General features: G+C 62.1%; 21 protein-coding genes. 20 read left to right on the top strand and 1 reads right to left on the bottom strand.

Annotated features, from left to right (window positions below):
• The 5 genes from ABW043_RS05265 to ABW043_RS05245 all read left to right on the top strand — a co-directional run.
• Positions 1–551: carbohydrate ABC transporter permease (locus tag ABW043_RS05265; RefSeq protein ID WP_353920178.1), on the top strand; the 551-nt coding region annotated here is incomplete at its 5' end.
• 61 nt (positions 552–612) lie between these two features.
• Positions 613–1,815 (top strand): ABC transporter substrate-binding protein, encoded by a 1,203-nt coding sequence (locus ABW043_RS05260; protein WP_353920180.1) that lies wholly within the window; start codon positions 613–615, stop codon positions 1,813–1,815.
• Positions 1,816–1,914: 99 nt separating this feature from the next.
• Positions 1,915–2,991: an ABC transporter ATP-binding protein gene (locus ABW043_RS05255; RefSeq protein WP_353920177.1), complete on the top strand. Its 1,077-nt coding sequence runs from the start codon at positions 1,915–1,917 to the stop codon at positions 2,989–2,991.
• A 29-nt stretch (positions 2,992–3,020) separates the two neighbouring features.
• Positions 3,021–3,887 (top strand): MurR/RpiR family transcriptional regulator, encoded by an 867-nt coding sequence (locus ABW043_RS05250; RefSeq protein ID WP_056313078.1) that lies wholly within the window; start codon positions 3,021–3,023, stop codon positions 3,885–3,887.
• A gap of 83 nt (positions 3,888–3,970) precedes the next feature.
• Positions 3,971–5,983: a beta-N-acetylhexosaminidase gene (locus tag ABW043_RS05245; RefSeq protein ID WP_353920176.1), complete on the top strand. Its 2,013-nt coding sequence runs from the start codon at positions 3,971–3,973 to the stop codon at positions 5,981–5,983.
• A gap of 82 nt (positions 5,984–6,065) precedes the next feature.
• Here the strand turns inward: ABW043_RS05245 and ABW043_RS05240 are convergent, their stop codons facing one another.
• Positions 6,066–6,734, bottom strand: coding sequence for a GntR family transcriptional regulator (locus tag ABW043_RS05240; RefSeq protein ID WP_353920175.1), 669 nt, complete (start codon positions 6,732–6,734; stop codon positions 6,066–6,068).
• A gap of 138 nt (positions 6,735–6,872) precedes the next feature.
• Between ABW043_RS05240 and ABW043_RS05235 the strand changes: the two genes are divergently transcribed.
• The 15 genes from ABW043_RS05235 to ABW043_RS05165 all read left to right on the top strand — a co-directional run.
• Positions 6,873–7,490, top strand: a complete 618-nt coding sequence (locus ABW043_RS05235) for a flavin reductase family protein (RefSeq protein WP_353920179.1) — start codon at positions 6,873–6,875, stop codon at positions 7,488–7,490.
• 10 nt (positions 7,491–7,500) lie between these two features.
• The gene (locus ABW043_RS05230) at positions 7,501–8,202 is read left to right on the top strand and encodes an aspartate/glutamate racemase family protein (RefSeq protein ID WP_353920174.1); all 702 of its coding nucleotides are present in this window, start codon (positions 7,501–7,503) and stop codon (positions 8,200–8,202) included.
• A 295-nt stretch (positions 8,203–8,497) separates the two neighbouring features.
• A complete protein-coding gene (locus tag ABW043_RS05225) occupies positions 8,498–9,466 on the top strand; it encodes an ABC transporter permease (protein WP_295415282.1) in 969 nt (322 codons plus the stop codon).
• Positions 9,467–9,478: 12 nt separating this feature from the next.
• Positions 9,479–10,417 carry an ABC transporter permease gene (locus ABW043_RS05220; protein ID WP_353920173.1) on the top strand — a complete coding sequence of 313 codons (939 nt, stop codon included), beginning with the start codon at positions 9,479–9,481 and terminating at the stop codon, positions 10,415–10,417.
• A gap of 13 nt (positions 10,418–10,430) precedes the next feature.
• On the top strand, positions 10,431–11,624 hold the full coding sequence (locus ABW043_RS05215) for an amidohydrolase family protein (RefSeq protein ID WP_353920172.1): 1,194 nt from the start codon (positions 10,431–10,433) through the stop codon (positions 11,622–11,624).
• Complete coding sequence (locus tag ABW043_RS05210) at positions 11,621–13,111, top strand: amidohydrolase family protein (protein WP_353920171.1); 1,491 nt, start codon at positions 11,621–11,623, stop codon at positions 13,109–13,111. The genes ABW043_RS05215 and ABW043_RS05210 overlap by 4 nt, the downstream gene beginning before the upstream one ends.
• Positions 13,104–14,090 (top strand): ABC transporter ATP-binding protein, encoded by a 987-nt coding sequence (locus ABW043_RS05205; protein ID WP_353920170.1) that lies wholly within the window; start codon positions 13,104–13,106, stop codon positions 14,088–14,090. The genes ABW043_RS05210 and ABW043_RS05205 overlap by 8 nt, the downstream gene beginning before the upstream one ends.
• The gene (locus tag ABW043_RS05200; protein ID WP_353920169.1) at positions 14,087–15,049 is read left to right on the top strand and encodes an ABC transporter ATP-binding protein; all 963 of its coding nucleotides are present in this window, start codon (positions 14,087–14,089) and stop codon (positions 15,047–15,049) included. Before ABW043_RS05205 ends, ABW043_RS05200 begins: the two co-directional genes overlap by 4 nt.
• Positions 15,050–15,136: 87 nt before the next feature.
• The gene (locus tag ABW043_RS05195; protein ID WP_353920168.1) at positions 15,137–16,705 is read left to right on the top strand and encodes an ABC transporter substrate-binding protein; all 1,569 of its coding nucleotides are present in this window, start codon (positions 15,137–15,139) and stop codon (positions 16,703–16,705) included.
• 52 nt (positions 16,706–16,757) lie between these two features.
• Entirely contained in the window at positions 16,758–18,236 is a 1,479-nt protein-coding gene (locus ABW043_RS05190; RefSeq protein WP_353920167.1) for an amidohydrolase family protein, read from the top strand.
• 24 nt (positions 18,237–18,260) lie between these two features.
• The gene (locus ABW043_RS05185) at positions 18,261–19,730 is read left to right on the top strand and encodes an amidohydrolase family protein (protein ID WP_353920166.1); all 1,470 of its coding nucleotides are present in this window, start codon (positions 18,261–18,263) and stop codon (positions 19,728–19,730) included.
• Between the two features lie 360 nt (positions 19,731–20,090).
• Positions 20,091–21,326: an ABC transporter substrate-binding protein gene (locus tag ABW043_RS05180; RefSeq protein WP_353920165.1), complete on the top strand. Its 1,236-nt coding sequence runs from the start codon at positions 20,091–20,093 to the stop codon at positions 21,324–21,326.
• 225 nt (positions 21,327–21,551) lie between these two features.
• Entirely contained in the window at positions 21,552–22,583 is a 1,032-nt protein-coding gene (locus ABW043_RS05175; RefSeq protein ID WP_353920164.1) for a carbohydrate ABC transporter permease, read from the top strand.
• A gap of 1 nt (position 22,584) precedes the next feature.
• Positions 22,585–23,475, top strand: coding sequence for a carbohydrate ABC transporter permease (locus ABW043_RS05170; RefSeq protein ID WP_353920163.1), 891 nt, complete (start codon positions 22,585–22,587; stop codon positions 23,473–23,475).
• 5 nt (positions 23,476–23,480) lie between these two features.
• Positions 23,481–24,125, top strand: a 645-nt coding sequence (locus tag ABW043_RS05165) for an ABC transporter ATP-binding protein (RefSeq protein ID WP_353920162.1), incomplete at its 3' end; no start/stop codon positions are given.

The following is a 24,125-nucleotide window of genomic DNA, read 5'->3' as shown; positions in this document are numbered from 1 at the left end:
TTGCCCGCTTTAACTTTGCCGGTGCCGGCGTGCTGCTCGGCATGTTCCTCGCCGTCAACATGTTCTCGGGCGCGGTGCTGCTGATCCCACTGTTCCGCCTGATGCGCGGCCTTGGTCTGCTCAACACCTATTTCGCCATGATCATTCCTGGCGCGGCCTTCCTGATCCCATCCTCGATCTGGCTGCTGCGTACCTATATGATGCGCATCCCGCGCGAGCTCGATGAAGCCGCCTGGGTCGATGGCGCCAGCCGCCTCTATACCCTGCGCCGGGTCATCCTGCCGCTGGCCATGCCGGGCATCGTCGTCGTCGCCATCATGACCTTCATTGGCGCCTATGCCCAACAGTTCATCTTCGCGCTGACGTTCAACTCGAAAACCGAATTCATGCCGCTGCCTGTTGGCCTCTTCGCCTTCTTCGGCAAGCAGGAAGTGATCTGGAACGAGCTGATGGCAGCGTCTTTCGTCGGAATCCTGCCGGTCATGATCGTGATCATTTTCCTGCAGCGCTATCTCGTCGCCGGCCTGACCGCCGGAGCCGTGAAGCAGTAGTGAGAAGGGTCCGAGGGGACCCAGTTCAAGGGAGACTACAATGAACAAGACTATCGGTTTGATGGCCGTATCGATGCTGGCTCTTGCCAGTGCATCGACCGGCGCCTTCGCCCAGGACGTGAAGGAAATCTCCTTCATCAACTGCGGCGACGAGCTGACTGCAGGCTATGCTGAATACTTCGCCGAATGGGAAGCCGCCAATCCCGGCTTCAAGGTCGTTCCCGAGATCGTGGGCTGGGGCCAGTGCCAGGACAAGGTGACGACCCTGGCTGCTGCCGGTACGCCGGTTTCGCTGGCCTATGTCGGTTCGCGTACCCTCAAGCAGTTCGCCCAGAACGACCTGATCATTCCCGTCCCGATGACGGACGAAGAAAAGGCCGGCTACTACAACTACGTTCCCGACACCGTGACGTTCGACGGCACCCAGTGGGGCGTTCCGGTCGCTTTCTCGACCAAGGCGCTGTTCTGGAACAAGGACCTGTTCGAAGCCGCTGGCCTCGACCCGGAAACCCCGCCCAAGACCTGGGAAGAAAAGATCGCTTTCGCCAAGCAGATCACTGAAAAGACCGATGCTGCCGGCTATGGCGTTGTCGCCAAGACTTTTGACAACACCATGCACCAGTTCCTTCACTGGGTTTACACCAATGACGGTCTGATCATCGATGCCGATGGCAACATCGTCATCAACTCGCCGCAGGTTCTGGCTGCCCTGACCGCCCTCAAGGACATCGTTCCCTACGGCGAAGAAGGCCCGACCGCCTACGAACAGAACGAAGTTCGCGCCATCTGGCTCGATGGTGGCGTTGCCATGATCGAAGGCGGCGTTGGTGCAGCTCTTCGCGCTGAAGAAGCCGGCATGAACTGGGGCGTTGCTTCGCTTCCGCTTGGTCCCGACGCCAAGGGTCCGGGTACCCTGCTGATCACTGACTCGCTGGCCGTCTTCAAGGGCACCGGCGTTGAAGAGCAGGCCACCAGCCTTGCCAAGTTCATCACCGCTCCCGAACGCCAGTGGGCTGCCGAAATGGCCCAGGGCCTGACCCCGCTCCGTCCGCTCGAACCGCAGACGGCTGAACTGGTTGCCGCGACCCCCTACTGGAAGCCCTTCCTCGACGGCATCGAATTCGGTGGTCCCGAGCCGCTGTTCACCGACTATATCGGTCTGCAGAACGTGATGATCGAAATGGTTCAGTCGGTCGTGACCGGCGCTGCCGAACCCCAGGCTGCCCTCGAAAAGGCCGCTTCGGAACTCGAGCAGTACAAGTAAGCCTTCGCTTTGATCCCGCCGCCGCCCTTTGGGGCGGCGGCACCAAAATCCCAGATTGCCTGCCCGCGGGAACCGCCCCGCCGACCGGAGACGCGAACCATGTCGCAACTGAGCCTCAAGCGCCTCGAAAAGAGCTTTAACGAAGCGCGCATCATCAAGGGTATCGACCTCGAAGTCGCCGACGGTGAGTTCGTGGTGTTTGTCGGTCCTTCGGGCTGTGGCAAATCCACCCTGCTGCGCATGATCGCGGGCCTCGAGGATGTGACCGCCGGCGACATCGAGATCGCAGGCAAGGTCGTCAACGACCTGCCGCCCGTGCAGCGCGGCATCGCCATGGTGTTCCAGTCCTATGCGCTCTATCCGCATATGAGTGTCTACGAGAACATCGCCTTCCCGCTGCGCGTTGAAAAACTGCCGCAGGCCGAAGTCGACAAGCGCGTCGGCGCCGCCGCCAAGGTGCTCCAGCTCGAAAGCCGTTTGCAGCACCGCCCCGGCCAGCTCTCCGGCGGCCAGCGTCAGCGCGTCGCCATCGGCCGCGCCATTGTGCGCCAGCCCAAGATTTTCCTGTTCGACGAGCCGCTGTCCAACCTCGACGCCGCGCTCCGCTCGGAAATGCGCATCGAACTGATGGAGCTGCACAAGCGCCTCGGCTCGACCATGATCTATGTGACCCACGACCAGATCGAAGCCATGACCATGGCCGACAAGATCGTCGTGCTCAATGCCGGCGAAATCAGCCAGGTCGGCTCGCCGCTCGAGCTCTACCACAAGCCCGACAATCTCTTCGTCGCCGGCTTTATCGGTAGCCCCAAGATGAATTTCATCAACGGCAAGGTGCGCAGCGCCGATGGCGCCAAGGTGACCATCGACCTCGGTCCGCTCGGCACGCTGGTGCTGCCGCGCACCAGCACGGCAGTTGCCGGCCAGGACGTGACCGTGGGTATTCGCCCCGAGCACATGCAACTCGGCAGCGGTGAATTCACGCTCGCAATCACGCCGAACATCGTCGAGCACCTGGGTATTCACACCATTGCCTATTCGACCCTTGCAGGCGGGGAACCCTTCATCGGGCTCTTTGAAGGCAATCCGGCCATCGAAGACGGCAAGGCGCTCAATATGGGCTTTGATATCGCCAATACGCACCTCTTCGACGCCAGGGGGCTGGCGGTCTACTGAGCCCAAAGGGCCCGCTGGGGAGAGGGAAAATGCTCGACATCGTCGGCCTCTTGCAGACCGAGAAGAACGGCTTTACCCGCTCCGAACGGGCCCTTACGGACATCGTCCTCGCCGACGTCGACTCTGTTCTGAAGATGAGCATTGTCGATCTCGCCGCGCAGGCCGACGTGTCCCCGCCCACGGTGACGCGCTTCTGCCGTCGCCTTGGCTGCGACAGCTATGCCGATTTCAAGGTGCGGCTGGCCCAATCGCGCTTTGTCGGCCAGCGCTATTTTTCGCCGGCCGCGAGCCCGACTTCGGTGCACGAGATTGCCCAGGGCGTCGTCAACGGCATTCAGTCGATCATCTACGAAACCTTCGAGCATCTCGATTTCGGTGCGGTCGAACGCGCCGCCGAGAGCATCGCCAAGTCGAGTTTTATTCTCTCGTTCGGTTCGGGCGGCGCGTCTTCGATGATGGCGGGCGAAATCGAGACGCGGTTTTTCCGGCTCGGCCTGAAAGTGGCTTCGACCGACGACCACCAACTGCAATTGATGCGTGTGGCGGCGGCTCCACCGGGCACGGTCATCGTCGCCTTCTCGCTTTCGGGCAATAATGCCCAGCTCGCCAAGACGCTGACGGTGGCTGGCGAATATGGGCTGACGCGCGTTGTTGCCACGCGCTCGGCTTCGATGGTTTCGGCCCAGTCCGACATTCTGCTGCCGGTCAACTGGCACGAAAATGCCGACATCCTGCGGCCGACACCTGGCCGCTATGCCTTTCTTGCGACGGTCGACGTGCTCGCCCAGACCGTTGCCACCCGCCTTGGCCCATCGGCTGTCGCCAGCATGCGCCGGATAAAACATCAGCTCGTCGTCAATCGAGACGGCGACGACGGCCAGCCCCTCGGGGACTGAGCCTCAGCCGGACTTCGGTTCGAAACATCCATCCCGATACGGCACCGCGGTCGCGCGGCGCCTTTTGCCAAAACGAGAAGCAAATGACTGCCAAGTTCTCCCTCGTCACCACCTGGACCCCCGCCGCCGGCAGCGAGCCGCTCGGCTATGGGCTTGAGCTGACCAATATCGGCGATGAGCCGGTTTCCAATTTTCAGCTCGGTTTTTCCGGCCCGGCGCGCGTTGATCCGCATGCGACGCTGGAAAACGGCAAGCTGCTGAAGCGTCTCTCCAACCACACCCTGATCGCGCCGCCCGATGGCTATGTGCTCAACCCCGGCGAGACCTGGACCTCAACGGCGCGCGGCCTCTCCTATGGCCTGCGCCACTGGAGCGATGGCGCCAATTCGGCCTATGTCGTGCTCGAAAACGGGCAGACGGTCGTCATCCCGACCAAGCCGACGCAGGGCAAGGGCCACAATTCACCGCTGCTGAAAGGCACGGCAAGGTTCCCGGTGCCGGCCAAGGCTGCCGTGCCGCACTCGATCATTCCCTGGCCGCAGTCGGTCGCGACGACTGGCGCGCGCATTGCTCCGGCCGGGCTTGATTTGCAGCCGCAGGGCGAAGCCGCGAACCGCGCTGCTGCCGCCTTTGCTGGTCTCGTGCACGATCTCTTCGCCGTCGAAGCGCTGGTGCGTCCGGCCTCGGAAGCCGGCATGCCGGTGCATATCACCGAAAAGGTCGGCATGGGCCCGGAAGCCTATGAACTGGCCTTCGCCGAGAACAGCGCCACCATTTCGGCCAGCACGCGCCAGGGCATGTTCTATGGCCTTGTCACGCTCGGCCATATCCTGCGCGGTGCAAAGCAATACCCGCACACCTTTACCTTCCCGACCGGCGGTGTCATTGCCGACGAGCCGGGCTTTGCCTTCCGCGGTAGCCATCTCGACGTGGCGCGCCAGTTCTATACCGGTGGGGAAGTCGGCCAGCTCATCAAGATCATGGCCTGGAACAAGATGAACAAGTTCCACTGGCACCTGACCGAGGACGAAGCCTGGCGCATCGAGATCGACGCCTATCCGGCCCTGACCGAAGTCGCTGCCTGGCGCGGCCATGGCAAGGCGCTGCCGCCGCTGCTTGGCTCCGGCCCGCAGCCAACGGGAGGCTTCTATTCCAAGAACGTCATCCGCCAGATCGTCGCTCTTGCCGATAGCCTCGGCATTGCCGTGATCCCGGAAGTCGATATGCCGGGCCACTTCTATGCGGCCCTGCAGGCGTTGCCCGAACTGCGCGACCCCAACGAAGAGGGCGAATACCAGTCGGTCCAGGGCTTTCCGAACAACAGCCTCAACCCCGCGCATGAGCCGGTCTACAAGTTCGTCGAGACCGTGGTCGATGAAGTGCTGGAAATGTTCCCCGCGGGCATCTTCCATCTCGGCGCTGACGAAGTGCCGCTGGCCGCCTGGTCGGGTTCGCCACTGGCGCTCGACATGATCGAGAAGATCGCCGGGCCCGCGATGCGCGAGAAGCACACCAAGCAGTTCAACCAGCTGGGCAATCACCACGGCGCCGACGAGATCGAAGGCTCGCCGACGGCGATCATCCAGGCCGAATTTATCAAGCGCGTGCACAAGTATATTGCGTCCAAGGGCGCGATCACCGGCGGCTGGGAAGAAGCGGCCCATGGCGATGCCGTGGACAAGAAGACCTCCTATGTCATTGGCTGGCGCAATGTGGAGATCAACGCGGCACTTGCCGAGCGCGGTTTCGACATCGTCGTTTCGCCCGGCCAGCGCTACTACCTCGATATGGCGAACGGAATTTCCTGGGCCGAACCCGGCGCCGGCTGGGCCGGCTGGTCGGGTCCGCAGGAGACCTATGAGTTCGAAGCCCGCGCCGGTTTCTCGGAAGAGGGGCTCAAGCATCTCCTCGGTATCCAGAGCTGCATCTGGTCCGAATCCATGACCGACCGCGCCATCTTCGATCGCCTGGTTTTCCCGCGTCTGTCCGCAATTGCCGAGGCCGGCTGGACGCTGCCCGAGCGCAAGAGCTGGGACCGGTTCAAATCCATGGTGGGGCTGATGCCGATCATGTACGGCAACTGGGCCGCCGAATAACAAGGTCTGAAAAACCAGAAGCCGCCGTTGTGAAACGGCGGCCTTTTGCTGCCAGGCACCTGCAAAACGCGATAGCCGGCTCTTAGAGCAGCGCGTCCTTGAGGCTGCGGGCATGGTCAAGATTGCCGGCAAGCTTGAGTTCGTTCTCGACGTGCTCGAGGTGATGCACCATCGCGTGCTGCGCTTTTTGCAGGTCGCCGTTCTTGAGATGCATGAGCAGTTCTTCGTGCTCGTCCGGGCCGCAATTGTATTTGTCGGAATCGCGGAAGGCCGCGGTGATCAGTGATGTGCGGCTGACAAGGTCGCGCATCAGGCCCCAGAGGAAATCTGCGCCGGCCATTTCAGCCAGCATGAGGTGAAAGCCGCCGGAGAGCTTGATGATCTCGCGCTGGTCGCTGGCGGCGTTCGCCGCGCGCTCCTTGGCCACATGCTCGAAGAGGTCGAGCAGCTTTTCAGCATCGAGATGGCTGATGAGCCGGGCCAGCACCCGTTGCTCCACTTCCCGCCGGATATGGAAAATGTCGCGCGCTTCGTCCGCACTTGGCTCGGCGACGATGGCGCCCTTATTGGCCTCGGTCTTGACGAGGCCGTCGCGCTCGAGCGCGGTCAATACCTGGCGGATGCGGGCCCGGCTCACGCCAAAGATCTCCGCAAGCTCAGCCTCTTTCAGGCGCATCCCCGGCCGCAGGCGGCGCTCGGCGATGGAGAGCCAGATACGTTCGGCGATTTCATCAACGGTTATGGGTGCCATTTGTGCGGACCGGACAGCTTTGCCTTACTGACTTCATAACTCATTTTTCCATCTGGTCCAGACAAATCACAGACGATATTGTAGACAATAATGTCGACTTTATGCGACACGCTTACGACCATGACTAAAGGTGCCGGGATGGAATACGATCTGACTGCGCTTGAGCCGATGGACCGCTATCGTCTGCTCACCAATTTTGTGGGCCCCCGGCCGATCGCCCTGGTCACGACGCGCGCGGCAGCCGGCCACAGCAATGGCGCGCCCATGAGCTTCTTCAACGTGTTTTCCCATGATCCCGCGATCGTGGCGCTCGGCATCCAGCCGCGCCTCAACGGGGAGGAGAAGGACACGGTCGCCAATATCCGGCGGACCGGCGAGTTCACGGTGAACATGGTCGATATGCCCCTGGCCCAGACCATGCTGATCTGCGGCCTGCCGGTTGACGCCGATACCGATGAACTGGCTTTGGCCGATGCTGAAACGGCGGCCGGCGCCCAGGTCGATTGCGTCTATCTGCCTGCCAGCCCCTGCGCCATGGAATGCCGCGTCGAGCGGATCATCGAATATCCGCGCCGCGTCATCGTGCTGGGCGAGGTGGTGCATATGCATGTCCGGCCCGATTGCCTCGATGAGCAGCAGCGCTACGTCAATCCCGATGTCTACCATCCGATCGCCCGGCTCCATGCCGACAACTACATCGTCTCCGATCAGCAGTTCGTCCTCAAAGCCCCCGCGCTTGCGGACCTCAAGAAGTAGAGGCCTGGCCATGCAAATCCTGCTGATCAACCCCAATTCCACGCCCTCCATGACCGAGCAGGCCCTGCGCACGGCGCAACGCGTCGCCTCGCCCGGCACGGTGATCGACGCTCGCACCGGCACGGGGACCCCTGTCAGCATTGAAGGGTTTTCCGACGAAGCCCTGTCTGTCCCCGCCATGCTGGCCGATATTCGCGCCGCCGAAGCGGCCGGCGCGGCGGCCACCGTCATTGCCTGTTTTGATGATCCCGGTCTCGACGCCGCCCGCGAATATGCCGCCGGTCCGGTCCTTGGCATCTGCCAGGCTGCGGTGCAGGCTGCCATGATCGTTGCCAAGCGGTTTTCCATTATCACCACGCTGCCGCGCTCCGTGCCGGCCATCGAAGACCTGGTCTTGCGCTATGGCGCCAGTCAGCATTGCCGCAATGTTCGCTGCATCGACCTGCCGGTGCTGACGCTTGAATCCGAGCCCGAACGCGCCTTCGATCTGCTCCTTGCCGAGATCGCCCGGGCGCGCGACGAAGACCGTGCCGAGGCCGTGGTTCTGGGCTGCGCCGGCATGTCCGAAATGACCGATGCCCTCACCGCCGCAACCGGTGTTGTCGTCATCGATGGCATCGTGGTCGCCATCAAGGCGGCCGAGGCATTGGTTGGGGCCGGGCTGCGCACCTCCAAGGCCAACTCCTACGCCTTCCCCCGCCAGAAGAACTGACGCCTGTCGCCAGGTCACCCACGCGTCAACGCGATTGGCGCGACCTTTGAGGTGATTTTGTCTGTGATAGTGTCGGCATAATTGTCGACAATATAATTGACAAAGAAGTTTTCGGCCGTAAGGATGATGGCCAAGGCGGTCGGAAGAGAGCCGCCGGAGGATGGAGGAAAAGATGGGTTTTGCCGGGAGCGTCACTGTGTCCCGACACGACGGAATGATCGGCAATGCCGGTCAGCGCCTGGTCCTCTGCCCGGTTGCCGTCCCAAAGCTCTCTTTGCCAAACGGGAAATAGCCAATGCTGGTCTTCATCATCAAAAAGCTAGCCAATGCTCTCCTGGTGATGCTGACCGTGGCCCTTTTGGCCTTTCTGATTTTCCGCCTGGCGGGCGATCCGGTCGACATGATGTCCACCGAGCAGACGACCCAGGCCGACAAGGAGCTGCTGCGCGAAAAGCTCGGCCTCAACGACAATTTCCTCGTTCAATATACCCGCTTCGTCGGTAACGCCGCTCAGGGCAATTTCGGCATTTCCTACCGCAACGGCCAGGAAGTCCTTGGCCTGATCGCCGAGCGTTTCCCCGCCACCATGGAACTGGTGATCGTTGCGACCATCCTGTCGCTGCTCGTTGGCCTGCCGCTCGGGGTGCTGACGTCGATAAAACGGGGGGCCTGGTATTCGGAAATCCTGCAATTCGGCTCGATTATCGGGGTGTCGCTTCCCAGTTTCGTGGTCGGCATCCTGCTTATTCTGGTGTTCTCCGTTTCGCTGGGCGTGCTTCCCGCCTTTGGTCGCGGTGACGTCGTCGAACTTGGGTGGTGGTCGACCGGCTTTCTCACCCGCACAGGTCTCCTGGCGCTGATCCTGCCCTCGATTTCGCTCTCGCTCTATCAGGTGACCCTGGTGATGCGGCTCGTGCGCGCCGAAATGCTCGAGGTGATGCGCTCGGACTTCGTCAAATTCGCTCGGGCCCGCGGCATTCCGCGCTTCCGCATCTATTTCCGGCATGCCCTGCGCAATTGCCTCATGCCGGTCGTGACGCTCACCGCCATGAATATCGGCACGCTGATCGCCTTCGCGCTGATCACCGAAACCGTCTTCCAGTGGCCGGGCATGGGCATGCTGTTCATCCAAGCCGTGACCTTCGTCGATATCCCGGTCATGGCGGCCTATCTCTGCATCGTCTCCTTCATCTTCGTTTTCCTCAACACCATGGTCGACATCCTCTACGCGGTGATCGATCCCCGCCTGCGCGGCGCCAAATAGGGGAAGCGAGCCATGTCGATCCAGTCCACGCCCCAACGTCCCTCGCTGATCGAGCGCATTCGCCGCAGCGATCTCTGGTGGTCCTTTTCCCATTCGGTTCCGGCCCGCTTTGCGGCAGTGCTGCTGACCGTGCTGGTGCTCTCGGCCTTCCTCGCCCCGCTCATTGCGCCGCAAAATCCCTATGACGCGATGCAGCTCGACATGTGGAAATCCGAACTGCCGCCGATCTGGGTCGAGGGCAGCGAATGGCCCTATATCCTGGGCACCGACACCCAGGCCCGCGACATGCTCTCGGTCATGCTCTATGGCACGCGCACCTCGCTGCTGATCGGTCTCGCCGCGGTGTCGTTTTCGCTGGTGATCGGCCTCAGCTTCGGCCTCATCGCCGGCTATTTCGGAGGTGTCGTCGACAACCTCCTGATGCGCGTCGGCGACGTGGTCCTCTCCATCCCGACCATCCTTATCGCCATTCTCGTCTCGGCCATCGTGCGCCAGATGCTGCCTCCGGACCTGCGCGAAATCGGCGCCTCGGCCGTGCTGGTCCTTGCCATCACGCTATCGGGCTGGGTGCAATATGCCCGCACCGTGCGCGCCCAGACCATTGTCGAGCGCGGCAAGGAATATGTGATGGCCGCGCGCCTGCTGCGGGTGCCGCCGCGACGCATCATGGTCAAGCACATCCTGCCCAATACGCTGACTCCGGTTTTCGTCGCGGCGACGCTGAGCTTCGGCATGGCCATTCTCACCGAGGCGACGCTGTCCTTTCTCGGCATCGGCATGCCGCCGGGCCAGCCGTCCCTGGGCACGCTGATCCGCATCGGCAATCAATACCTGTTCTCGGGCATGTGGTGGATCGTCATCTTCCCCGTCATGCAGCTCTGCCTGCTGGTCATTTCGGTGAACCTGCTGGGCGATTGGCTGCGCGATGCCCTCAATCCCAAGCTGCGATAGTCGAGGGTAAGAAATGCACGACCTGCACCTCAAAAACGTCCGCCCCCTCGGCGAGGCCAACTGCGACATTCTCATCAGAGACGGCGTCATCGTCGAAATCGGCAAGGTTGCCGACCAGCCCGGCATGCCGACGGAAGATGGTGGCAATGCCATCGTCTGGCCCGGTCTCATCGATGCCCATACCCATCTCGACAAGACCACCTGGGGCATGGGCTGGCACGAAAACAACCGCGAAGCGGTGCTGCGCAGCCGCATCGATTTCGAACGCGAAAACCGCATTGCCCTCGGCATGGACCCGCATATCCAGTCCATGCGCCATGCCATCGGCCTTGCCGCCAACGGCGCGAGCCACATCCGCAGCCATGTCGATATCGACACCACCCATGGGCTGAGCCTCGTTGAAGGTGTCGAGCGCACCCGCGAAGCCCTCAAGGGCATTATCGACATCGAATTGGTCGCCTTTCCGCAGTCCGGCGTCATGGGTCGCCCCGGCACGGTCGAGCTGCTCGATGCGGCTCTTGCCAATGGTTGCGAAGTTCTGGGCGGCATCGATCCCTGCGGTATCGATCGCGATCCCAAGGGCCAGCTCGACGTGCTGTTCGATCTTGCCGTCAAGCATGGCGTCGATGTCGACATTCATCTCCATGAAGTGGGCGACCTCGGCGCCTTCACCATGGAGCTGATTTTCGAGCGCGTCCGCGCCAACGGCATGCAGGGCCGCTTCGGCATCAGCCACGCCTTTGCGCTGGGCATGAGCGACACCGTTCGTGCCGGCAAGCTCATCGACGAAATTGCCGAACTCGATATCGCCATCCTGACGACCGGCGCGCCCTCGGCCACTGTTCCCTCGGTAAAGCGCCTGCGCGAGGCCGGGGTGCGGACGGGTGCCGGTTGCGACGGCATCCGCGATACCTGGGGGCCCTGGGGACAACCCGATATGATGGATCGCGCCCGCATCATCGGCATGAAGAATGCCGTGCGCTCCGACATCGACCTGCGGCACATGCTCGAACTCGTCTCCCAGGGCGGCGCCGATGTCATGCGGCTCGAAAATTACGGCGTGAAGGTCGGCGCCAAGGCCGATTTCACCCTGCTGGTCGGCGAAACCGTTGCCCATTCCGTCGTCGAAATCGCCCCGCGGCCAATGGTGGTCAAGGGCGGCCGCGTCATTGCCCGCAACGGCACCTGCATCGTGGACATGCCATGAGCGCCCTTGCTTCTCTCAAACTCGGCGCAAGGCCAGAGGGGCGCACGCTCCTCACCGCCGCCTGGGTTTTGGCCCATGAAGAGGCCGGTCACGTCCTCCTCAAGAACGGCGAAGTCGTCATCGAGGGCGACCGCGTTATCTTTACCGGCCATGGTTTTGCCGGCGAGGTCGCCCGACGCATTGATTTCGGCCGCGCGCTGATCTCGCCCGGTCTCATCGATCTTGACGCACTCTCCGATCTCGACACGACCATTCTCGGCATCGACCATTTCCCCGGCTGGAAAAAGGGTCGCGTCCTGCCCCTGACCTATGTCGAAAAAGGGCCGTACGAAATGTACACGCCCGAGGAACTGGCCTTCCAGAAGCGCTTTGCCTTCGGCCAATTGCTCCTCAACGGCATTACCACTGCCGCCCCCATCGCCTCGCTCTTTTATCGCGAATGGGCCGAGACCGTTGCCGAGTTCGATGCCGCGGCCGATGCCGCCGGCGAGCTTGGCCTTCGCGTCTATCTCAGCCCTGCCTATCGCGCTGGCGGCATGGTCCTTCATGCGCCGGGCGACATGCGTCCGCATTTCGATGAACAACGCGGCCTCGATGGTCTCGCGGATGCCGTCAGCTATATCGAGCGCCAGTCCGGCCGCTATGAGGGCCTCATTCAGGGGCTTCTCGCGCCCGACCGCGTCGAAACCTGCACCACGGCGCTGCTGCGTGCCACTTTCGAGCAGGCGGAAGCCCTCGATTGCAAGGTTCGCCTCCACATGGCGCAGGGCACCATGGAGATGGATGTCGTCAAATCCCTCCACGGCACCACCGGTCCCGTTTGGCTCGCCCGCGAAGGCCTTCTCAGCGATCGCCTCATTGCTCCGCACGCCACCGTCGCCACCGACGAAGACCTGACGCTCTATGCCGAGCACGGCGTTTCCATCGTTCATTGTCCGCTGGTTTCGGGCAGGGGCGGGGGCACGCTCAAATCCTTCTCGCGTGTTCGCGACATGGGCATCACGATCGCCTTGGGCACAGACACGACGCCGCCCGACATGATCATGAACATGCTGGTCGGCCTCATCGCCTGCCGCATCAATGATGGCGCGCCAGAACGCATTCTCTGCCGTGATCTCTTCGACGCCGCGACCCTCGGCGGCGCCAAGGCTCTCGGTCGCGCCGATATCGGTCGCCTGGCTCCCGGCAGCAAGGCCGACATCGCCGTCTTCCGCCTCGACGATGTGCACATGGCTCCCTCCATCGACCCGATCACGACGCTCGTGACCGGCGGCTCGGGCAAGGTGACCGACGCCGTCTTCGTCGATGGTCGCCTCTCCATGCGCCATGGCGAAGTCGCCGGCATCGACATGGCGGCAGCGCGCGAAAAGGCCCAGGCCCAGTTCGATCGGCTCATCGCCCAATATCCGGCCCGCTCCTATGGGCATCCGCTGGTGTCGGAAATTTTCCCGCCCAGCTATCCCGAACGGGAGCATCCGCATGGCTGACGACAAACGACCCTGCCTCGAGGTGAAAAACCTCGTCGTCGAGTTTCCCAACCGCCACGGCACATTGACGGCGCTCAACGATGTGTCCCTGACCATCGCTCCCGGCGAAATTCTCGGCGTTGTTGGGGAATCGGGCGCAGGCAAGTCCATGACGGGCCTCGCCATTCTCGGCCTCCTCGAACGGCCCGGCCGCGTCGCTTCGGGTGATATCCTTCTCGAAGGCCGCTCCATTGCCAGCCTCAGCGATAGCGAAATGGAAAAGGTCCGCGGCCGCGAGATCGGCGCGATTTTCCAGGACCCGCTAACCTCGCTCAACCCGCTCTTCACGGTGGGCAGCCAGCTCGGCGAAACCATCCGCCAGCACCTGCCCAATACCAGCAAGTCGCAGGCCCGCACCCGCGCCATCGAACTCCTCCGCGAAGTCGGCATTCCCGGCCCAGATGAGCGCGTCGATCACTATCCGCACCAGTTTTCCGGCGGCATGCGCCAGCGCGTCGTCATTGCCCTGGCGCTCGCCGCGCGCCCCAAACTCATCATCGCCGACGAGCCCACCACGGCTCTAGACGTGTCCATCCAGGCCCAGATCACCGGCCTCCTGCGTCGTCTCTGCAAGGAAAACGGCACGGCGGTGATGCTGGTGACCCACGATATGGGCGTCATCGCCGAAACCGCCGATCGCGTCGCGGTCATGTATGCCGGCCGCCTCATCGAAATAGGCCCGGTGGAACAGGTGCTGAAGCACCCTTCGCACCCCTATACGCGCGGCCTCATGGCCTCGATCCCTGCGCTTGGTGCCCGCGTCGAAAAGCTCAACCAGATCGATGGCGCCATGCCGCGGCTCAATGCCATTCCGCTCGGTTGCGCCTTCAATCCGCGCTGCCGCGACGCCGGTCCGCGCTGCCGCCAGGACCTGCCGGTGCTCGCGCCGACGCCAGCCGGCAAAGCCGCCTGCTGGCTTCACAATGGAGGCGTCGCATGACCCGCTCCGACACGTCGGCCCTCGAGGTCGTCAATCTCGACAAGACGTTTGACGTCTCGGCCTCCTTCCTCAATCGCCTCATCTACGGCCGCAAGCGGCAGATGCTGCATGCCGTCAACGATGTCAGCTTTTCCGTCCCGCTCGGCGGTTGCGTCAGCCTTGTGGGCGAGTCCGGTTGTGGCAAATCCACCGTCGCCCGTCTGGTTACCGGGCTCTACGATCCAAGCGCGGGCACGATCCGCTTTGCCAATGGAAAATCCGGCGCGCCACTTTCTGCGCAGATGATTTTCCAGGACCCCTATGCCTCGCTCAATCCGCGTTGGCGGGTGAAGAACATCATCGCCGAGCCGCTGCGCGAACTGAAGCTGCGAAGTTCCGAAGCCGAGATCACCGAGCGCGTCGCTGAACTCCTCGGTATCGTCGGCCTCAACATCGCCGATGGCGAAAAATTTCCGCATGAATTTTCCGGCGGCCAGCGCCAGCGCATTTCCATCGCCCGCGCGCTCGCCTCCGAGCCCGAATTCCTCGTCTGCGACGAGCCGACCTCGGCGCTCGACGTGTCGGTCCAGGCTCAGATCCTCAACCTGATGCGGCGTCTGCAGGATGAGTTGGGGCTGACATATCTCTTCATCAGCCACGACCTCAGCGTCGTGCGCCACATGTCCGACCGCATCGCCGTGATGTATCTCGGCCGTATCGTCGAAGAGGCGGAGACCGAAGTCCTCTTCGCCGACCCAAAGCACCCCTACACGCGCCTGCTGCTCGAAACCATTCCCGATGTGAACGAGCCGCATCGCGACCGCGAGATCGTCGCCGGCGAAGTGCCGAGCCCGCTCGCGCCGCCGCCCGGCTGCACCTTCCACACCCGCTGCCCCCTGGCCCAGGCCCAATGCAAGGTCGAACGCCCGGAGCTGCGAAATAAACCCGATGGCAGTCGCGTCGCCTGCCATTTCGCCTGAGGAGGGAACGCTCAGGCCGGGACGAACTCGTTCCGGGGAACACAAGCCCCGGAACACCGAAGACAACGACATAACAGGAGAGAACGGATGTCTGTCGTAAAAACTATGCTGGCCGCTCTGGCGGTCTCGCTGTCGCTGGGGGCGATGGCGGCGCAGGCCGAAACGGTCAAGTGGGGCTCGCGAGCCGATATCTACTCGCTCGATCCCAACTCGATCCCCTCGACCTCGAACCTTGCCTTCCTCAACCACATCTACGAAGGCCTCGTTCGCTACGACAAGACCTTCCAGATCGAGCCGGCTCTCGCCACCTCGTGGGAACTGGTCGATGGCAAGTTCTGGCGCTTCAAGCTGCGCGAAGGCGTAAAATTCCACAACGGCGCTGAACTGACCGCCGATGACGTGGTCGCCTCCTTCCAGCGCGCTGCCGATCCCGCTTCCCCGCTCAAGGGCAATATGCCGCTCTACCAAGGCATTCGGAAGATCGACGACCTCACCGTCGAAGTCGATGTCAGCACCACCTCGTCGCTGTTCCTCAACGACATCACCAATATCTTCGTCTTCGACGCCGACTGGCTCAAGGACAACAATACCGAAAAGCCGTCCGACTTCGCCCAGGGCATCGAAGGCTATGCGACGAGCCACACCAATGGCACCGGCCCCTTCGTGCTCGAAAGCCGCGCGCCCGACAGCAAGACCGTGCTCGTTGCCAACGAAGGCTGGTGGGACGAACGTCACCACAATGTCGATCGTCTCGAATTCATCCCGATCACCTCGGCCGCAACCCGTATCGCGGCGCTGCTTTCCGATGAAGTCGACCTGATCGACAGCGCTCCGATCCAGGATCTTGAGCGCCTCAAGGCCGATCCGAGCAAGACGGTGCTGAGCCTCACCGAACTGCGCACGGTGTTCGTCGCCTTCAATCGCAACGAAACCCTGCTCGATGGCCGTCCGAACCCGTTCAACGACATCCGCGTGCGTCAGGCCTTTGAGGCCGCCATTGACCGTGACCTGATCAACCAGCGCATCATGCGCGGCCTTGCTCGCCCATCCGGCTCGATGATCGCTCCGGATATTGCCGGCTACTCGGCTGCCCTCGACACCTATGAGCCGGCCGACCCGGCCAAGGCCCAGGCCCTCCTCAAGGAAGCCGGCCAGGAAGGCGCTCAGTTCACCTATACCTGCATGAACGACGAGAGCATCAACGAAGAAGACTTCTGCCAGGGCATTGCCAATATGCTCACCCGCGCAGGCTTCGCCCCCACCATCGATATGGGGCCGCGCGCCGTGCAGTCGCCCAAGCGCACCAAGGGTGAAGTCGAAGTCTTCAACATCAGCTGGGCCAATGAGCCGACGCTGGACGCCTTCTCGCTGCTCTCCCAGGTGCTTGCCACCCGTGACGGTGCCTATGGCGTTTCCAACTATGGCGGCTGGTCGGTGCCCGCTCTCGACGATCTGGTCAAGCAGGCCGCTGCTGCGACCGATCCGACAGAACGCCTCTCGCTCGAAGAGCAGGCTCTGCGCATCGCCAAGGATGAACTGCTGATGATCCCGCTGCACCAGCAGCCGATTGCCTGGGCCACCGGCAGCCGCATCGAAACCATCGACGTGCGCGCCGACAACAAGGCCCGCCACTGGTTCACGATGGTCGGCGAGTAAACCAATCCCCGGCGCCCCACGGGGCGCCGGTCCTTTCTTTTTTCGACGGGGAATGAGTATGGCCGGCCTCAACGATCTCGCGCTGGGCTCCCGACCGAACGGCAAAACCCTCCTCACCGCCGAATGGCTCGTCGCCCATGAGGGTGACACCCATGTGCTCATCCGCAATGGCGAACTGGTGTTTGAGGGTAGTCGTATCCTCTATGCCGGCCGGCGCTTTGAAGGCGAAGTCGCACGCCGTATCGACCTCGGCGCGGCGCTGATAAGCCCCGGCCTCATCGATCTCGACGCCCTTTCCGACCTCGATACCTATACGCTCGTCACCGACAATCAGCCGGGCTGGCCACGAGGCCGCATCTGGCCTGAAAGCTATGTCGCCCGCGGCCCCTATGAAATGTATTCGCCCGAGGAACTGGCTTTCCAGAAGAAGTTCGCCTTCGCGACGCTTCTCCTCAATGGCATCACCACGGCGCTCCCTATTGCCTCGCTCTACTATCGCGAATGGGCTGAAACCGCGGACGAGTTCGACGCTGCGGCAGATGCTGCGGCCGCACTAGGCCTCCGTGTCTTTCTCGGGCCTGCCTATCGCTCCGGCGGTGCGGTCGTTGATGATAGCGGCATCTTTCACATGCGCTTCGACGAGGGCAGGGGCCTTGCAGGGCTCGATACCGCGCTCGATTTTATTCGCCGTCATCACGGCACCCATGGCGGCCTGATCAATGGCCTCCTTGCCCCCGATCGCGTCGAAACCTGCACCCGCCCCCTGCTCGAACGCACCATGGCCGCGGCGAGCGAACTCGATTGCCCGGTCCGCATCCACATGGCGCAGGGCAAGTTCGAGCTCGACGTGATGGATCACCTCCACGGCGCCACTGGCCCGCAATGGCTTGCCCGCCACGGGCTGCTCAACGACCGTCTTATCGCGCCGCACGGGACCTATGCCACTGATGTCGACGTGGCCCTCTATGCGGAACACGGCGTCAGCCTCGCCCACTCCCCACTGGTCTCGGCGCGCATGGGCAGCGTCCTCAGATCGTTTGCCAGCTTCCGTCGCGCCGGGGTCAATATCGGCATGGCAACCGACACCGCCCCGTCCGACATGTGGATGAACATGCTGGTCGGCCTCATTGCCTGCCGCATTGCTGAAAGTTCCAATGCGGTCAGCTCAGCCGACTTTTTCAACGCCGCCACGCTCGGCGGCGCCAAGGCGCTGCGCCGCTCCGATCTAGGCCGTCTCTCTGCTGGCGCCTGCGCGGATATCGCCATCTTCCGTCTCGACGATATCAATATGACGCCCAGTGTTGATCCCATCACCACCCTGCTCATGGGTGGCAATGGCAAGGTCACCGAGGCCGTCTTCGTCGATGGTCGCCTCTCGATGCGTCAGGGCAAGGTGCACGATTTCGACCTCGTCGCCGCCCGCCAGCAGGCGCAGCGCCAATTCGAGGGGCTCGTGGCGAAGTATCCCGTCCGAAGCTGGCGACATCCGCCCGTGGAAGACCTCTTCGGCCCCAGTTTCCCGCTGCGCTGACAACCAAAGACCCGGAGCAAAACCATGGCAGGTACCGTCTTCATCAATGGCACCGTGGTCCCTGTGGATGCCGAACGACGCATCATCGAAGACGGCGCCGTGCGCGTCGTGGGCGACCGCATTGTCGCCGTCGGCCCGAAATCCGAAGTCACCGTGGAGCCGGACGACCGCGTCGTCGATTGCCGCGGCAAACTCATCATTCCCGGCCTGATCGATGCCCATGGCCATGCCGGGCACTGCCTGATCCGCAGCATCGGCGTTGATACCAATCCGCTCTGGATGAAGATCGTCACTCCCGTCTACTACCACTATGTCACCCGCGAATTCTGGTATGCCGATGGCCTTGTTTCCGGTCTTGAGCGCCTCACCGCCGGCGTCACCACTTCGGTGAGCATCATCACCTCGATGCCGCGCAGCGACGATCCGCAATTCGCCATCAATCATGCCCGCGCCTATGGCGAGATTGGCCTTCGCGAAATCATCTGCACAGGCCCCGCGGGCCTTCCCTGGCCGCGCACGGTCACGCGCTGGGAAACCGGCGAACCCCTGCGCCGCAGCGTCTCCTTCGACGAAATGATGGAAGGCACCGAAGCCACGATTGAAGCCATTAATGGCAGCGCCGATGGCCGTATCCAGGTCTATGTGACCCCCTTCACCATCGTGCCCTCGCTCGACCCATCGAACATGTCGACACCCGACCAGGCGGTGTCCCTGGCCCAGGCCGACCGCGACCAGGCCCGCGCCGTCCGCGAACTGGCGCGCAAGCACGGCGTCCGCATCCATTCCGACGCCTTTGCCGGTCATATTCGTTTGGCCTTCCAGGACAAGGAAAACGCCCTTCTTGGCCCCGATATCCACCTCCAGCATTGCTGGGGCATTTCGCACGAGGAAATCGACATCCTGGCCGAAACCGGCACTCACGTGACCCACGCCCCGCCAGGTCGCTCCACTCCCGTCATTGAAATGCTGGCCCGCGGCGTCAATGTCGCCATCACCTCGGACGGCACCGCGCCGAGCCGCTATTTCGACATGCTGCAGACCGCGCGTTCCTTCCAGTCGACCCAGCATGTGCTGCGCAATCACGACCGCTACTATTTCCCACCGGGAAAAGTGCTTGAAATGATCACCATCGACGCCGCCCGCGCCCTTGGCATGGAAAAGGAAATCGGCTCGCTGGAGGTTGGCAAAAAGGCCGACGTGGTCGTCATCGACATGGACCAGCCGCACCTGACGCCCAACTGGCTGCCGGTTCATCGGCTGATTCACCAGGCGGTCGGCGCCGATGTCGAAATGGTCATGGTCGATGGCGAATTCGTCTTGCTCGACCGCAAGCCGGTGCGTGTCGACATGCCTGCCGCCCTCGCCGAGGGCAATCGGCAGGCGCAGGCTCTCGTCAAGCGCGCCGGCCTTGAGCAGCATCTGCGCGATCCGGGTTGGGGCCAATTCTATCGCAGTTTCGACCAGCGCGTAGAACTGCCCGATCTGCCGATCTGAAACGCACCCACCCATAGTGGTGGCCACTCGCGGACCACCTCAGGTACGATTCGACGCTTCTTCCTGGCTTGAGAAGCTGCAGTGATCGGCGCAATTGACGCCAGATCGTCGTGTATGTTGCCGATGGCACATGGCTCTCGCGTTGCGAGTCAACGTCAGTGCCCCGTGCCAACCGTGTTCGTTCAACATGTTGCGAAACGCAGATCAATATGCTTAGAATGAGAAATGCATACGAATGCAAAACCAATTCTGCATACGTAAGCAATGGTGTGGGAACGCCAGCAGGGGAGCGGCCGGTCGATGGAGTGACCGCCGGCAAGAATGAGCGGGCACTTCGGTGACCCAGTCAGGAGAACGAAAATGAAGCCTTTTTTTATGCTGGCCGTTTCGACGGTCGCCTTAACCCTGGGTGCGAGTGCTGCCTATGCCGAATGTGGCATTGAGGCCGGTTCTGTACGTATTCTGAGCAATGACTTCGAGGCCCTGCGCCTCGTCAACACGACGGCGGAAGAATGTGCCGGCGGCGCCGTGACCGTGACGGCCAATGCCACGGCCGAGCACAAGAACCTTCAGGTTCCGGCGCTCTCGATCAATCCGGCCGAATATACCGTCGCCGTGGTTGCCAACAATTCCATCGTGCCGCTGCTGAACGCTGACCTGATCCGTCCGCTTGACGATCTGGTGGCCGAATATGGCGCCTCGCTGCAGCCCAACCAGCTCATCAAGATCGACGGCAAGACCGTTGCCGTTGCCTTCATGGGCAATGCGCAGCACCTGTTCTATCGCAAGGATATTCTCGACCAGGCCGGCATTGCCGAACCGAAATCCTATGAAGACATTCTTGCCGCCGCCAAGGCGATCAAGGATGCCGGTATTCTCGAATACCCGCTGGCCGCTTCCGACAAGCCCGGTTGGGATCTGGCTGCCGAATTCGTCAACGCCTATCTCGGCACCGGCGGCGAATTCTTCGCGCCCGGCTCGGCTGAACTCGCCATCGACAACGAAAATGGCCTCGAAGTTCTCAAAACCATGAAGGCGCTGACCGCCTATATGGACCCGGATTACCTGACCTTTGACGCCAATGGCATCCAGGCTGAATACAAGGCCGGCAAGGTTGCCATGATGGTACAGTGGGGCTCGCTCGCCGGCGATATGCTCAAGGGCGAAGGCGCTGCCGAAGGCGTGGTTGAGAACACCGTGATGGCTGGCGCGCCGACCATCGGTGGCGGTTCCGTCCCGGCTGTGGCGCTCTGGTGGGATGGTTTCACCATTGCCAAGAACATCTCGGACGAAGACGCGGCTGCTTCCTTCCAGGCCATGGTGCATGGCATCAGCCCGGAAATGGTTGCCGCCAACCCGACCGTCGCAACCTGGCTGGTTTCCGGCTATGAGCCCGGCCCGAATGCGGTCGGGGTGATCGCGACGGCCAATGCCGGTGCCCGCGCCTACCCGATGCAGCCCTATATGGGTCTGCTGCACACCGCGCTGTCCTCGGAACTGGCTGAGTATATGGCCGGTACGGAAGACGCCGCTCAGGCTCTGGCTGACGTCAAGGCTGCCTATGACACCGCTGCCAAGGAAGGTGGCTACCTCTAAGGTAGTTTGCCTGGGATAGGGCTCGATAGGTCTCTGATTCACCGAACCGCACCTCCCCCTTGATGGGGGAGGTTGGGAGGGGGTGAACGGAATCTCGATATCGTGGCAACCAACCCCCACCCTTGATCCCTCCCCACAAGGGGGAGGGTGTCGACTGAGACATCGCGTTCAGCTCGCGCAAAACTCAGCGCATACTCGCCAGCTCAAGCTTCGAGGAGGCATTGCATGCCGCACAAGACATTCTTTGCCTTCATCCTGCCCTCGCTGATCGCGATGGTGCTGTTCATCGCCCTGCCGATCGTTTCGGTCGTGGTGCAGAGTTTTCACGTCGAGCACGGACGCATCCTAGTCGAAGTGGAAAGCTGCCAGCCCTTTGGCGGCTGCACCAAGGAGACGCGTGTCGATACCGCGGCCATGGCGGAGCTGAGGGCCGAGCAGCCCATGGGCCAGTTCAATGGCCTTGGTACCTATCTCAATCGCGGCCATCTTGCGGTCAACGAAATCGGCGCCATCCTTGCCAATAACAATGGCCTTGGCGACGTCGTCACCCGCATCTACAACCTGCCATTCTACAAGGCGCTGAGCTTTACGCTGGTGTTCTGTTTCGTCGTGACGCCGCTGGCAATGGGGCTGGGTTTTGCGATCGCGCTGGCGGTGAACACGCTGCCCAAGGTTACAAAAGGGCCGGTGATCTTCTTCTCGCTCTTGCCCATGATCATCACGCCGCTGATCGGTTCGCTGATCCTTTATTGGATGATCCAGCCCAATGGCATAATCGGGGCGAGCCTGCGGCACATCTTTAACGATCCCACCCTGTCGCTGCGCCAATCCCCGGCGCTGACCTGGTTTTCGCTGCTGTTTTATGGCGTCTGGACCAATGCACCGTTCAGCTTCGTGGTCTTTTATGCCGGGCTCCAAACCGTGCCGGCCGATACGCTGGAATCGGCAATGATCGATGGCGCCTCGCGCTGGGAGCGCATTCGCTACATCGTCATCCCGCATCTGGCGCCGCTCGCGACCTTCGTGGCGCTGGTGCAGTTGATGGACAATTTCCGCGTGTTCGAGCCGATCGTCGGTTTTTCGGCCGAGGCCAATGCGACCTCGCTAAGCTGGATGATCTTCAATGACCTAGCAGGCGATGCGCAGCTTTTCGGTTCGGCCGGCGCCACCTCGGTGCTGACCATTATCGGCGTCGTCATCCTGCTCATGCCGGTGCTGGTCCGCACCTGGCGCGAATTCAACCACAAGGTGGTCTGACATGTCCGAAGTAACGCTTTCTCACAAGCGCCCGCTGGGCCTGAATATCCTGATCATCGGCTTCATCGTGATCTGGGTGATCCTGGCCGCCTTCCCGTTCCTCTGGACGGTCTGGGGTTCGTTCAAGGTCGAGCCAGACTTCTTCTCGCGCGAAAGCTGGTGGAACGCCATTTTCGGCACCTACACCCAGCGCCAGAATGACGGTTCTTCATTTACCGGCTCGGGCTACTACGGCGCCTGGGTGACCAAGGAATTCTGGCGTGCGGTGTTCAATACGGCCATCGTTACCGTCTCTGTCACCGTGATCTCGCTCACTCTCGGCACGCTCGGCGGTTACGCGCTCGCGCGGTCGGGACAGCGCTATGCCTTCTGGATATTGATCCTGGCGCTGGTGTTCCGCGCCATGCCGCATATCACGCTGGTTTCGGGCTACCTGCTGCCCTTCTTCCAGCTCAATATCTGGGGCGTGCTGCCCACCTCGATCATCGTGCTCGTGGCCATCAACCAGCCTTTTACGCTCTGGATGCTGCATTCGTTCTTTCTCTCGATCCCGAAAGATCTCGACGAAAGCGCCATGGTCGATGGCTGCTCGCGCTTCGAGGCGTTCAGGCGCGTCATCATTCCGGTGATGTGGCCGGGTGTGGTGACGACGGGTCTTTTCAGCTTCCTTCTCGCCTATAATGACTTCGCGGTGACCTCGATGCTGCTCAGCGCCGACAACCAGACCATGGTGCCGAAAATCTCGAGCTTCCTCGGTTCGGTGCAGGAACAGGGCAATGTCATGTTCGCCGTGGCCGCCGTCGTTTCGGCCACCGTGCCGCTCTTCATTCTCGTGCTCTTCTTCCAACGCCAGATCGTTTCGGGCCTCACGGCCGGCGCGGTGAAAGGATAAAAATCATGGCCCAGATCCGTCTCAAGAACGTCTCGAAGCGCTGGAACAATTTCGTCGGCGTCGACAATTTCAACCTCGATATCGCCGACCAGGAATTTTTGGTTCTGCTCGGCCCCTCGGGCTGCGGCAAGACCACGACCATGCGGATGATCGCGGGGCTCGAAGAGATCACCTCGGGCGAAATCTGGATTGGGGATCGGCTGGTCAACAAGCTTGAGCCCAAGGACCGGGACATCTCCATGGTGTTCCAGAGCTATGGCCTCTATCCCAATATGACGGTCTACGAGAACATCCGCTTTCCGCTGAAAGTGCGGAAAGTGCCGCAGGAGCAGCACCATGAGCGTGTCATGGCGGCGAGCAAGATGGTCGAACTTGACGATTTCCTGCAGCGGCGCCCAGCAGCGCTTTCGGGTGGTCAGCGCCAGCGCGTTGCCTTAGCCCGCGCCATCGTGCGTGAGCCCAACGCCTTCCTAATGGACGAGCCGCTGTCCAACCTTGACGCAAAACTGCGTGTGTCGACGCGCGCTCAGATCAAGAACCTGCACCATACGCTTAAGCGCACCACCATCTACGTGACCCACGACCAGATCGAAGCCATGACGTTGGCCGACCGCGTGGTGGTGATGAACAAGGGGCTCGTGCAGCAGGTC

Source organism: Devosia sp., from assembly GCF_040509215.1.
Classification (GTDB): domain Bacteria; phylum Pseudomonadota; class Alphaproteobacteria; order Rhizobiales; family Devosiaceae; genus Devosia.
The sequence above is the reverse complement of the archived record's forward strand: the minus strand, read 5'-3'. Positions and strand labels throughout refer to the sequence as shown.